Here is a 13,790-nt window from a genome sequence, read left to right as displayed (position 1 = left end):
TCGCGCGGGAGTTCGCTTGCGCTCACGCAGGAGCGCCGCTTCGCATCGCGCGGGAGTTCGCTTGCGCTCACGCAGGAGCGCCGCTTCGCATCGCGCGGGAACTCGTCCCTCTGCGAGGGACTCGTGCGGGATGATCACGGTAAATTGCTATTTTGTTTGCATTCAGCAGGGAGTCTTCGTATATTAAAAATCCACCGCGGGGTGGAGCAATTGGTAGCTCGTCGGGCTCATAACCCGAAGGTTGTAGGTTCAAGTCCTGCCCCCGCTACAAGAAAAGGCAAAGCCGTCTGGCTTTGCCTTTTTGCGTTGTGCTTATGGGGTAGGGAGAATCGGTGCCCCTTTCTTGACATTCGCTGTCCTTCCTGCTAAATTTTTAAGACAATTCCAGAATGGTATTTGCCGCGATCTGATCGGTATTGGTCAGGGAAGCGGTAGTATCCTGATTTCAGTGATAGTGCTATAGAGATCACCGCGTTAACTTAATCCAGATAAGAAGGAGTGAATGCATGAGTGGAAATGGAAAACACCCGGGGATGGGTGGTGATCGATTCAGTGGAACGACGAATAAGGACTGGTGGCCCAACCAGTTGAATCTCAGGATTCTGCATCAGAACTCTGAAAAACTCGATCCGATGGGGCAGGACTTCGACTATGCGGAGGAGTTCAAGAAACTGGACCTGCAGGCGGTCAAGCATGACCTGTATAAACTGATGACGGATTCGCAGGACTGGTGGCCGGCGGATTACGGGCACTATGGCGGACTCTTTATCCGTATGGCGTGGCACAGTGCAGGCACGTATCGTACGGCGGATGGACGTGGGGGCGGCGGTACGGGATCGCAGCGCTTCGCACCGCTGAACAGCTGGCCTGACAATGCCAACCTCGACAAGGCGCGCCGTCTGCTGTGGCCGATCAAACAGAAGTACGGGAAAAAGCTCTCATGGGCAGATCTTCTGATTCTCGCTGGTAACTGCGCGCTTGAATCCATGGGACTCAAATCCTTCGGGTTTGGTGGGGGACGCAAGGATATCTGGGAGCCGGAGGAGGATATCTACTGGGGCAAGGAAACCGAATGGCTGGGCGACAAGCGCTATTCCGGTGACCGCGATCTCGAGAACCCTCTCGCAGCTGTGCAGATGGGACTGATCTACGTCAATCCTGAAGGACCCAACGGGGAACCTGATCCTGTGGCCTCGGGACGCGATATCCGTGAGACGTTCGCACGCATGGCGATGAATGACGAGGAGACCGTGGCGCTCACCGCAGGTGGACACACCTTTGGCAAGGCGCACGGTGCTGCAAAACCGGAACATGTCGGTCCCGAACCGGAAGCAGCTCCTATGGAAGAGCAGGGGCTTGGCTGGAAATGCAGCTTCGCCAGCGGAATGGGCGATGATACCATGACCAGCGGCATCGAGGGTGCATGGACGCCGAATCCGATCAAATGGGATTCCGGTTACTTCGATCTGCTCTTCGGCTATGAGTGGGAGCCGGTAAAGAGTCCAGCCGGTGCATGGCAGTGGCATGCGAAGGACGTGAAGGAAGAGGATATGGCACCCGCCGCACACGATTCCTCCAAAAAGGTCCCTACCATGATGACCACGGCCGACATGGCCATGCGCATGGATCCGATCTATGAGAAGATTTCCCGACGCTTCCATAAAAACCCTGAAGAGTTCGCTGACGCATTCGCGCGGGCCTGGTTCAAGCTCACGCATCGCGATATGGGACCGAAGTCGCGCTATCTCGGGCCGGAAGTGCCCGAAGAAGATCTAATCTGGCAGGACCCCATTCCCGCCGTTGATCATGAACTGGTGAGTGCTGATGATGTCGCAGCGCTCAAGGCGAAGATCCTCGAAAAGGGACTGAGCATTGCAGAACTCGTGTACACAGCCTGGTCCGCAGCTTCCACATACCGCGGATCAGATTACCGCGGTGGCGCCAACGGTGCGCGCATTCGACTTGCACCACAGAAAGACTGGGAAGTCAACAATCCCGCTCAGCTCCAGAAGGTGCTGCAGACGCTCGAAGGCGTGCAGAAGGAGTTCAACGACGCACAGTCGGGCGGGAAGAAGGTTTCCCTGGCTGACCTTATCGTCCTCGGAGGCTGCGCCGCTGTTGAGAAAGCGGCGAAGGATGCGGGACACGATGTCACCGTACCCTTCACTCCAGGACGCATGGATGCTGCAGATGAGCAGACCGATGCCGACTCCTTTGACGTACTCGAGCCCGAGGCGGATGGTTTTCGGAACTACGCAAAGGCGAAGTACACGGTATCCGCGGAAGAGATGCTTATTGATAAAGCACAGCTGCTGACGCTGACGGCCCCCGAGATGACAGTGCTTGTCGGCGGACTCCGCGTCCTCGGAAACAACTACGGCCATTCGAAGCATGGTGTTTTCACCGATCGTGCCGGATCACTGACGAATGATTTCTTCGTCAATCTGCTCGACATGAGTACGGTGTGGAAAGCTACATCCGATGATGCCGACCTGTTCGAAGGACGTGATCGCGCGACCGACGAGCTGAAATGGACAGGCACGCGAGTCGATCTCGTGTTTGGATCCAACTCTGTACTTCGCGCACAGGCGGAAGTCTATGGCTGCCAGGATTCCCAGGAGAAGTTTGTCAGCGATTTCATCGCGGCTTGGGATAAGGTGATGAACCTCGACCGCTTCGATGTGGCCTGACATACCATCACAGGAGACAAAAAACCCCGGCACAATGTGTCGGGGTTTTTTGTTCCAGTATCAATTCTTTACTGAACCACGGTCATGACACGGCTCAGTATTTCTCCTTCGTTCTGTAATCGCAGCAGATAGCTTCCAGTAGGCAGCTTCGACACATCATAGGTCAGCAGGTGATTCCCGGAAGGGAGCGGAGAATCAATGAGTGTGGCGATACATCGTCCCAGCATGTCAAAGACGCGCAGCGTTGCAGCGCCATCACGTGCCGTTGCGAATTCGATGACGGTAGAGCTGTGTCCGTGGATGCTGCCACTGCCGACGGGATTGGGATGATTCTGCTGCAGCGCCATGCTTGCCGGAGTTCCCGGGGTGCTGCGCACCTCCAGACTTCGTGGTTTTGCGAGGATGTAAACATCCCTGTTGCTGACCGGGATGTTGGGAACTATGGTGTAGCTCTCGCCATCCGCCGGGAGGGAAATCGTGGTATCGCGAATCGCCCACAGCATATACATCAGATCTGCCTCCTGTGAAAGGTCTGAGAGAGGTCGCTGATATGCTGCGGGTGGTGTAGTGGCGTAATCGTCCGCGAAAATCCAGAGCAGTTCCCGGTCGTCGGGGAATGCACCCGGAAAATACATGCTGTCGGCGGCGGGACGATGCAATCGTTCGGAGAAACCTACCATCAGCTGTCGTGGATTTGCAGTATCGCGAATATCATAGACACGGAGGGGGATATCATGGTATCCCGTATAGCCGTAGTTCGGCCTGCTTCCCCTCATGTAGCCCGCCGCTTTCTGTCCATTGGATTGATCAAATACGATACGTACGGGGTAGCAATCATACAGATGGAGGGCTGAGCCGAATGGACACTCATCGGCTGTATAAAACTCATCATCAAACACCGTGAACCATGCGTGTGCAGGATCACTGAAGTATCCATCCGCATCATGCGTGTAATTCACCACACGTCCCCAGTTCTCGTCGTATACCTCATCATCGAAGGTTGTACCGATGTTGATGCGCCAGCCGTCGATTTCCACCGAAGCGGGAAACACCGCACCGGGAACAGGTTCGGACGGAAACAGCGTCTTTCCAAGAGTCACATCCTCGATCACCATGGTCTTCGAAGCATTATCCTCCCCTGTAATGCTCACTCGATAATCGTGGTCCGTCAACGCAGCAAGATTGGTGATAGAGTATCCCAGTGATCCCACGGCATTGCCTTCAACATGTTCAAGCAAGCCGTGCTTGTACACCGGGGGAGGAGGCTCAACCACAAGCGTGAACTCCGTTTTCCAGGTACAGTGTCTGTCGTTCATCAGGACCACAGGGACATGCCACTCTCCCTGGGAGACGGTATCGCTGATCTGAAACTGGAAATAACTCTTCGGGTTCAGTTCGTCATAGGTGGTCTCGAGCGACGATAGCGCGGAGAGCACAGTGTCATACCGCATGACCGCCTTGTCGCCCGTGGGTGATTGCAGGCCGGTGAAGAACACATGCCATGGTCCCATTGCTTCCGTGGTCAGATTTTCAATACGGTATTCGTATCTGACCACTTCACCCGGTTGCGCTTTCCCGTCAACCTCCGGGCTATCAAATACGAGATTGGTTAGAGAAACAGTGGCGGGACCGGGCAGAGGCAGCTCGCGTTCCACGAGCCATTCCTTTTCTCCGCCTGCATCGACTGTGACGATGTACAGATCAGCTCCTTCCGTCTGCCCGGAACCTTCGATCACACCCCCGTAAATCCCATCCGATGGCACAGCATCTCCATTCAGCCCATCGTCGGTAATTGTATTCCTCTGTATTTCCTTCCCATCGGCTGAGCGCAATACAGTCTGCACACTGCTGGTCCCGGCTGGAAACGGTCCGCCTGAGACGGCAATGCGGTAGGCATCATTATTCTGAGGAAAGGATATTTCTGATGCGAACTCCGGTGCCAGGAATCCGAAAGGGAGATTCCTGTAGATATCGCGCAACTGAAGCGCAGCCAGTCGCAGATCGCGGATACTCAGCAGACGGTTTTTTGCATCCGCTGCCAGCGTTGCGGTGATGACTTTCTGCGTATCGCCGGGCAGGAGAGTGAAGGGACCGCAGGCGGAGAGAAAGCGGCGGTCTCCGGGAGGATTGATGATGCCGTCAACCCAGCCGTGATTCCGTACCGGATCGCCTGAGAGCGAGAGCGTGGTTTCGGCGCCGGATCGAACGGGATCTGCCTGACTCTCGCCATTCCACAGTCGTCCCGTCGTGTTGTAGTACATGCTTGTCGTTCCGACCGGGTTTTTCAACTGCGGATCCCTGTACCTTGGATCGGCACTGATGTAATACACGAAGCTCGACAGTGGGATGTTGCGGTATCCGTCCCGTACGGCATCTCCGAAGCGGGCGACGGCTCCGGATGCAGGCACGATCGGTGTCTGCAGCCAGACCGTTCCTGCCGCTGCCGGGGGTGAGTACACTGCATCAATTTCACGCCCATTGTATGTATATGCCACTGCAGAGATGGTGTCAACTCCACAGAAATCGTTGAGGGGGTCACCAAAGTCTGGATCCTGCCAGATGGCTGCATACGCGTCCTCCAGAGGAAGATTCCCCCGGTTAATAATGGTGTGTTCGCGAAATACGACATCGTCGAGGAGAGGGTGTCCGCTGTCCGCCCAGATATGCGTGTGCAATTCGAGTGGATAGGCAGGTGATCCGTAAAGATTCGTCAGACGTATGTCGTCCATAGCGTTGCTGGCGCAGAACAGTGACTGCACACCGCGATAGTGGGGGTGGTCAGTGTCGCCGCCGGTTTTCCAGATGGAAGTATCCGGATCGTAAATGCCATTGCCGTTGCTGTCCACCCACGGAGCTCCCAGCTGAACGGGCCATTCGGCAATATCCTTCGCGAAGCGCCATTGCTCGGAACTCGTGAGCGCATTCCACCACTGAGGGTCGTATCGATGGACGTTGAAAAGGCGATTCTGTGGATCATTCGGATCGCTTGCCGTTCCATCGGGGAGTATCGGACCCGCCTGCCAGCTGTATGCGTACGTTGCCCCTCCGGCCCACATGTCGCCGTCGATGACGGCGGTAATCACAAGTCCCTCGGCGAAGGTGATATACTTTCCGCTGCCGCGTGGCCATTCGGTTCCGGCTGCTGCGGTCAGGGGATTGTGTCCCATCGAACCGTTATTACTCGCCCACATCAACAGGCGGTTGGCGCTGATGAAATCCCATGCATCGTTTTGTAAGGTGGTAGGAGGCAGGGACTGTGCCTGCGTAATGCATTGCAGACCCAGAACAAGGAACAAGCCAGAAAACAACAATCTCATGTTTCCCCCCGGTGTCGTGATGTAGAGAGTTAACAGGACCAAAAAATCCTTTATAATGCCATATAATAGGAAGCGCAGGGTCTTGTGTCAAGTCATCACGAGGGATGCATGTAGATATGCAGAAAGTGCATATCCGGCAGGATGTGAATATGCAGAAAGTGCATAAAAACGGGATGCATGCTGTGAACATGCATCCCGTTTCATGAGGCTATGTTATGAGAGGGCTTACTTGAGCATGAGCATGAGGCGCTCGCGGACGTACTTCCGTTCACTGATCAGCGACTGCGCATTGATGCGGTAGATGTAGCTGCCCGCGGGAAGCGTTTCGCCGCTGTCTCCAAGACCGTCCCAAACCGTGGAGTGCAGACCGTATGTGACTTCCTCGTTCACCAGTGTCTTGACCGTGCGGCCAAGAGTGTTGATGATGCTCAGGTGCACGCGGCTGCGCTCTGGTATGAAGTAGCTGATAGTGGTCGAGGGATTGAAGGGGTTCGGATAGTTCTCGAAGAGGCTGTAGTCGTTCGCTGTTGCCTCAGCCGGACGGCCGCCAGCCTTCGAGATTACGTTGAGACTGCAGGTTGCCTGGCAGCTCGAGTTGTTGGGATTAATCGAATTCCAGTTCGCGTCGCGCACGACCAGTGTGATGGTGCCGTAGTAGCTGCAGGGCACGTCGAACTGCGGAACCTGATGGTTGCCCGGGTTCCAGGTGTACTGGTACGGTGGTGTTCCACCGGTCACGACGGCTGATACCGTGCGGACCCCGTTGATGCATTCCGTGATCTTGCACGTCGCGATGAGCGGTGCCGGTTCGGTCACCGTGATCGTGACTGTATCCGTGCAGTTGTTCACATCGCTGACCACGTAAGTGTAGGTTCCAGCACCCTTGGTGAAGGTGCCGACGCCACTGTACGGTGGGGTGCCGCCGCTGGCGGAAACTGTAACCGATGTTGTACCGCCGTTGCAGAGGATGTCGCCGACCACCGCCGCCGCCACGAGGGGCGGAGGACCGTTGACAGTCACCGATACGGTCTTGCTGCAGTTGTTGTCATCGGTCACGGTGAAGGTATAGGTGCCGGGTACGCGTTTGAACGTGCCGGTACCCTGATACGGCGGGGTGCCGCCTGATGCCGTGATGGTGACTGTGGCGCTGTCTTTTCCACAGATGACTGAAGTCGCACTTGCATTGACGACGAGCTCAGGCGGTTCCAGGATGGTGACAGACGTGGTTGCGGTGCAGCCGTTGGAATCCACAACGGTGAAGCTGTAGGTGCCCGCGCCGCGGAGGTAGGTCCCGGTACCCTGATAGGGAGGGGTGCCACCACTCGCAGTAACGGTGACCGTACTGTTGTCGCCATGACAGAGAATCGGTGTGAATGTCGAAGCCGCGTTGAGCGGAGGCGGTTCCACCAGTGTGATGGTATCCGTATCCTCGCAGCCATGGGCATCGATAACCGTGAATACGTATGTCCCGGGTCCCTTCTGGAAGGTGCCGACGCCACTGTACGGTGCCGTGCCGCCGGAAGCGGAAACGGTGATGATCGACTTGTCGCCGTAGCACAGAATCGGTGTTGCATCGACATCAATGATGATCGGCGTGGGTCCATCGACGAGCACGGAGATCGTGGCGATGCAGCCCATGGAATCGATGACGGTGAAGCTGTGGTATCCGGGCAGCCGCTTGAAGGTGCCGATGCCCTGATATGGAGGCGTTCCACCGGATGCTGTCACCGTGACAGTCGAGCTGTCGCGTCCGCAGTTCACCGGCAGTGCCGAACCGTGTGCCACGAGTTTCGGGGGTTCGGTAATGGTCACCGAGACCTGCGCGGTGCAGCCATTGGCGTCGGTGACGACAAAGGTGTGTGTCCCCGCGCCACGGGTGAAGCCTCCTGTGCCAGTGTAGCCCGGCGTACCACCGGAGCCGTTGACGGTGACGATGGACGTGCCGCCATTACAGGCGATGGGTGTATGATCGGCGGTTGCAATCAGCGGAGTGGGTTCCGTTAATGTGATCGAGACCGTGTCGGTGCATCCATTCGCGTCGATGACGACGAAGGTATGCGTGCCCGCATGGCGGGTGAACTTGCCGGTGCCCTGATAGGGAGGCGTTCCACCGACAGCGTCAACATCCACCACCGTGGTTCCTCCGTAGCAGAGGATGTCCGGCGCCGTCGCATCTGCGCGAAGCATGGGCGGCTCGGTGATGATGACGGTCTCGGTTGCGGAACAGTTGTTGTAGTCGGTAACGGTAAAGCTGTATGTACCGGCAGTGAGATTCCACGTCCCCGTTCCCGTGTAGGGCGGCTTTCCTCCCGTGGCGGTAACGACGACAGTGGAATAGTCCCCATAGCACAGCACAGGGGTTTTCGTGATGTTGACAGTCAGCAACGGCGGCTCGGTCAGGGTGATCGAGACGGTGTCGGAGCAGCCGTTCGCATCGGTGACCTGGAAGTAATATGTGCCTTCGCCCCTGCTGAAGGTACCCGTTCCGAAGTACGGAGGAGTGCCACCGGAAGCGGAGACGGTAATTGTGGAAGTGCCGCCGTTGCAGAGAATGGGCGTTCCGCTGGCAGTAACGATCAGCGGCGTCGGTTCTGTCAGCGTGATGCCAACGGTATCTGCGCATCCATTTGCATCGGTTACGATGAAACTGTGCGTTCCCGCCGTGCGTGTGAAGCTGCCTGTGCCGGAGTAGGGAGGTGTGCCGCCTACCGCATCGACGTCCACAACCGTACTGCCGCCGTAGCAGAGAATAGGCTGGGCATCGGCGTCGGCCATCAGCTTCGTCGGTTCCGTGATGGTCACCGTGGTGGATGCGGTGCATCCGAAAGCGTCGGTGACGGTATAGGTGTAGGTGCCCGCGGTGACGAAGAACGTTCCGGTCCCGCTGTAAGGCGGCGTGCCACCGGCACCGTTGACGGTCACCGTGGAATTATCGCCGTAGCAGAGCACCGGTGTCGCGGTAGATGATGCCGTGAGCAGAGGCGGTTCCGAGATGTTTACGGAAACAGTATCGGAGCAGCCGTTCGCGTCGGTTACGGCGAAGGAATAGAGGCCCGCAGGACGCGTAAACGTTCCTGTGCCGCTGTATGGCGGGGTGCCGCCGGTCGCGGTCACGGTGACGGTGGACCCGCTGCCGTTGCACTGGATCTGCGTGGCGTTTATTGCGGCTGTCAGTTCAGGAGGTTCACTGATGGTTATCGAGGTTGTTGCCGTGCAGCCGAGGGAATCGGTCACCATGAACGAGTAAGTGCCTGCGCCTTCGTAGAATTTTCCGGTGCCGGTGTAGGGCGGCGTACCACCGCTGGCGGTTACCGTAATCGTCGCATCCTCACCATAGCACTGAATGGATGTTGCCGACGAGTTCGCTGTGAGGAGAGGCGGCTGCGTGATGGTGATCGTGGTGGAGGCCGAACAGTTGTTCGCGTCCGTCACGGTAAATGTATATGTACCGGCACCGCGAGTATACGTCCCGACTCCGACGTACGGGGGAGTACCGCCGGATGCGGAAACGGTGACTGTACTATTGTCTCCATTGCAGTTGATCGGTGTGGGAATGGCAGATGCGACCAGCTGCGGGGCACCGGTGATGGTGATGGACGCCGTGTCCTGACAACCGTTGGCGTCGGTGACGGTAAAGATGTACGTCCCGGGGGATTTCGTAAAGGTACCTGTTCCGCTGTAAGGCGGTGTACCGCCCACGGCGGAAACCGTAACCGTGGAAGTCGTGACCGAACAGGTAATCGGCGTTGCATTGAGTCCGACGATCAGCTCCGTAGGTTCGGTGACGGTGACGGAGGTCGTTGCCGTGCAGCCGAGGGAATCCGTCACGGTGTAGGTATGGGTCCCTGCCTGCGCCGGGAAGCTGCCCGTCCCGGAATAAGGAGGAGTTCCACCGTTGGCGGCGACGGTCACAATGGCTGTGCCGCCGTAGCAGGCAATATTCGTTGCCGACGAGGACGCGGTAAGCAGCGGTGGCTGTGTGATGTTCACGGTCGCACTTGCCGAGCAATTGTTGGCATCGGTGACGGTGAAGGTATACGTCCCGGCAGTCTTACTGAATGTCCCAACGCCGGAATACGGCGGGGTGCCACCGGAGGCGGATACCGTCACGGTACTGCTGCTTCCGTTGCAGTTGATCGGCGTGGCCGAGGCCGCTGCGATCAGCGAAGGAGCGCCTGTGATGGTGATGGACGCAGTGTCCTGGCATCCGTTCGCATCGGTGACGGTGAAGATATATGTGCCCGGGGATTTCGTGAACGAACCGGTACCGCTGTACGGGGGCGTTCCACCGACAGCGGAGACGGTAATGGTCGACGTTGTCGTCGTGCACGTGATCGGGGTCGCACTGAGTCCGGCGATCAGCTGCGTCGGTTCGGTGACGGTGACCGAAGTCGTCGCCGTGCAGCCGAGGGAATCCGTTACCGTGTACGTATGGGTGCCGGCCTGGGCCTGGAACGTCCCGGTGCCCGTATACGGCGGGGTGCCGCCGCTGGCAGTGACGGTGACGGCAGCCGTGCCGCCATAGCACTGGATGGTCGAGGCCGATGACGATGCGGTCAGCTGTGAAGGCTGCGTGATGGTCACGGTCTGACTGGAAGAACAGTTGTTGGCGTCCGTCACGGTGAACGTATGTGTGCCCGCGGACTTGCTGAACGTGCCGACGCCAGTGTAGGGCGGCGTACCACCCGATGCGGATACCGTTACGGTACTGCTGCTGCCGTTGCAGTTGATCGGGGAAGCGTTGACGGATACGATAAGTGACGAGGGTCCCGAAATGGTGATCGTTGCAGTATCGGTACAGCCAAGTGCATCAGTGACCGTGAAGGTGTACGTGCCCGGTGCCTTGGTGTACGTCCCGATGCCCAGGTAGGGCGGTGTTCCGCCAGCAGCGGAGACCGTAACGGTCGATGTCGTATTACTGCACGTGATGGAAGTCGCGGTCACACCGGCAACGAGTTGCGGCGGCTCCGTGATGGTAATGGAGGTGACGGCGGTGCAGCCATTGGCGTCCGTCACCGTGTAATTGTGCGTACCAGCTGCGGCTGCAAAGCTGCCGATGCCGGTGTAGGGCGGGGTACCGCCTGATGCGGTGACGCTGACGGTGGCATTCGTGCCGTAGCATTGAATCTGAGTTGCCGATGAGGATGCTGCAAGGGCAGAGGACGGCTGAGTCAGCGTTGCTGAAGCCGTTGCCGTGCAGCCGTTGGCGTCCGTCACGGTAAAGGTGTGTGTGCCGGCGGACTTGCTGAAGGTTCCGGTGCCGGTATACGGCGGAGTGCCTCCGGTCGCGGAGACGGCAATACTGCCCTGTCCGCCGTAACACTGAATGAGCGAGGTCGGATTCGCCGTCGCGGTGATGGCGGAAGGCTGTGTGATCGTCACCGTTGCACTCGAAGAGCAGTTCTGTGCGTCTGTCACGGTGAACGTATAGGTGCCGGCGGGTTTACTGAAACTGCCGACGCCTGAATAGGGCGGTGTACCACCGCTCGCCGCGACGGTGACTGTGGAATTTCCGCCATTGCATCCGATCGGGGAGGCCGTGGCCGTGACGTTCAGAGACGGCGACCCGGTAATGGTGACCGTTGCGCTCGCACTGCAGTTGTTCGCATCCGTCACGGTGAATGTATGCGTACCCGCCGATTTGCTGAAGGTACCGATACCACTGTACGGCGGTGTGCCGCCACTGGCGGTCACGGTGACAGTTGACGTGGTATTTCCACAGGTAAGCGGTGTAGCACTGGCGGTGACCGCCATCTGTGCAGGTTCTGTAATCGTCAGGGAGGACGAGGACGTGCAGCCGTTGGCATCCGTCACGGTGAACGTATGCGTTCCCGCAGGTTTGTTGAAGGTTCCGGTTCCCGAATACGGTGCTGTTCCACCAGTGGCCGTAACGGTGACGGCAGCATCACCTCCGTTGCAGCTGATCGGCGTTGCGATTGCTGCCGATGTTGAAAGCTGCGCTGGTTCGGTGACGGTGACCGAGGTAGTCCCGCTGCATCCGTTGGCATCGGAAACGGTAAATGCGTATGTGCCGGCACTGCGCGTGAATGTACCAACGCCCGTGTACGGCGGGGTGCCACCCGAGGCGCTGACGGTCACGGTTGCGTTTCCGCCATTGCAGGACACCGGTGTCGTGACGTTGGCGCCGATCTGCATGACCGGGGCGGATGTGATGGTGACGGTGGCGATGTCGCTGCAGCCGTTGTCGTCGAGAACGGTGAAATTGTGTTTTCCGGGTCCGCGCATGAATTTGCCCGTGCCCTTGTAAGGAGGCTTTCCACCCACGGCATTCACCGTTACCTCGGCATTGCCGGTGGTACAGGAGATGATCGTTGCATTGGCCGAGGCGGCAAGCTGTGCGGGCTCAGAGAGCGAAAGCGTCGTGCTGCCCGAGCAGCCGTTTGCGTCCGTCACCGTGAAGGTGTAAGACCCTGCCTGTTTGTTGAATGTCCCTGTTCCCGTGTAGGGCGGCGAGCCGCCGGTCGCGGAAACGACGATGGAGGCCGAACCTCCGGAACACGTAATCGCGGTGGTCGGTGCCGCGGTGACCGTAATGTCACTGACGATGACGGGGTAGGGACACTGGACCGTCTGTCGTCCGTCAGAAACCGTTGCGACCACCGTGTAGCCGCCGGAAGTACTGCCTGCGTCGACAACAACGGTTCTGCCGGTCGTCGAACCCACTATGCTTGCGCCGCTGCTGTTGTTTTCCAGCGACCACGCGTAGGTCACATTTTTGGATGCGGAGTTGAAAGTGAACGCGCTCTGTGTATTTGCACAGCTGACATCAGAGCCCGTGATGTCGCATTCGAGACGCGCAACGATGGCACTGCTGGAAATCTGATTGTCCTGGCTGCCGAGGGCAGAACCATCAAGCCGGTCGAGCTTGAAATGGAAAGGGGCACCCTTGATGCTCCCGGCGCCACGTCCGATGCCGTATCCCACGCCACTCGTGACATTCGGGACGTCGACGGCCATGGACAGATGTCCCGCAAACTCAAGAAGAATGCTGGAGGAAGTCGAGGTCCAATGCAGCGTGTATTCCGCGTACGGGTCCCTGCCCTTGCTGTAGCCATTGAAAACGACGACTGCTGAACTGATGGGCTGATCGCCATAAATCTTCAGTTCACGATTCCCGAACGCATTCTCATAGTTCGCGACCACTTTCGCGATGTCGTCCGAAAGCACCCATTTCATGTCGTCCGGAAGATCCGTACTGAAACTGTAACCGTTGCTGCGCAGGGAAGTGCACATCTGTCCCAGATTGTGCGGGGGACCAATGGCAGCGCCGCAGTTGTTCAGATTGACGAGGGTGGTGGGACCGGCGATCGCCTTCGATGAACTGAGCGCCTGATCGTAGGAGGTGAGAAAATCATATGCGTGTACCATGTTTTTGCTTGCCAGATGCTTGAAAGTCAGCGTATGCTGATTCTTCCTCGCAGAAGGAACACTGGTAAACATGATGCGCTGTGGAACGGACATTCCTTCGAAGTACACGGAGTTGTTCTTCTGAAGAATGGAGTTGACCCAGTGTACGTCACCCAGCTGATAGGGGCTGTCATCATTTGCAGCCTGGCGAAAATCTACCGTTGGCTGCGCCAGCAACGTACCGGACATCATGAGGATGAACAGCAGCAATGCTGGCAAACTTCCTCTCATTCGTAACATAAAAGCCTCATCCGATCAGAAAATGAATACTATCAGGCATCTCCCTGGCCACTCAGCCCGCCTCTCGGCTTCGCTTTCGGAGCGCCGTGTTCAGTACAAATCTAGAATGAGGACC

The 13,790-nt window shown here is 57.8% G+C and carries 3 protein-coding genes and 1 tRNA gene; 2 read left to right on the top strand and 2 right to left on the bottom strand.

The window, feature by feature from the left end; translation table 11 throughout:
* Positions 1–195 precede the first annotated feature (195 nt).
* Positions 196–268, top strand: a tRNA-Met gene (locus KQI65_17635).
* A gap of 238 nt (positions 269–506) precedes the next feature.
* Positions 507–2,690 carry a catalase/peroxidase HPI gene (katG, locus tag KQI65_17630; protein MCB2206568.1) on the top strand — a complete coding sequence of 728 codons (2,184 nt, stop codon included), beginning with the start codon at positions 507–509 and terminating at the stop codon, positions 2,688–2,690.
* A gap of 68 nt (positions 2,691–2,758) precedes the next feature.
* Here katG and KQI65_17625 read toward each other — a convergent pair whose 3' ends face one another.
* Positions 2,759–6,007 (bottom strand): T9SS type A sorting domain-containing protein, encoded by a 3,249-nt coding sequence (locus KQI65_17625; GenBank protein ID MCB2206567.1) that lies wholly within the window; start codon positions 6,005–6,007, stop codon positions 2,759–2,761.
* Between the two features lie 225 nt (positions 6,008–6,232).
* Positions 6,233–13,675 (bottom strand): hypothetical protein, encoded by a 7,443-nt coding sequence (locus KQI65_17620; protein ID MCB2206566.1) that lies wholly within the window; start codon positions 13,673–13,675, stop codon positions 6,233–6,235.
* Between the last annotated feature and the right edge of the window lie 115 nt (positions 13,676–13,790).

The organism is bacterium (assembly GCA_020444325.1).
In the GTDB taxonomy this organism is placed as follows: Bacteria; Bacteroidota; Ignavibacteria; order SZUA-365; family SZUA-365; genus BM516.
The sequence above is the reverse complement of the archived record's forward strand: the minus strand, read 5'-3'. Positions and strand labels throughout refer to the sequence as shown.

Excerpts from the sequence above, each read along its gene's own strand:
- KQI65_17620 (MCB2206566.1), bottom strand. The coding sequence starts at position 13,675 with ATGTTACGAATGAGAGGAAGTTTGCCAGCATTGCTGCTGTTCATCCTC.
- katG (MCB2206568.1), top strand. The coding sequence starts at position 507 with ATGAGTGGAAATGGAAAACACCCGGGGATGGGTGGTGATCGATTCAGT.
- KQI65_17625 (MCB2206567.1), bottom strand. The coding sequence starts at position 6,007 with ATGAGATTGTTGTTTTCTGGCTTGTTCCTTGTTCTGGGTCTGCAATGC.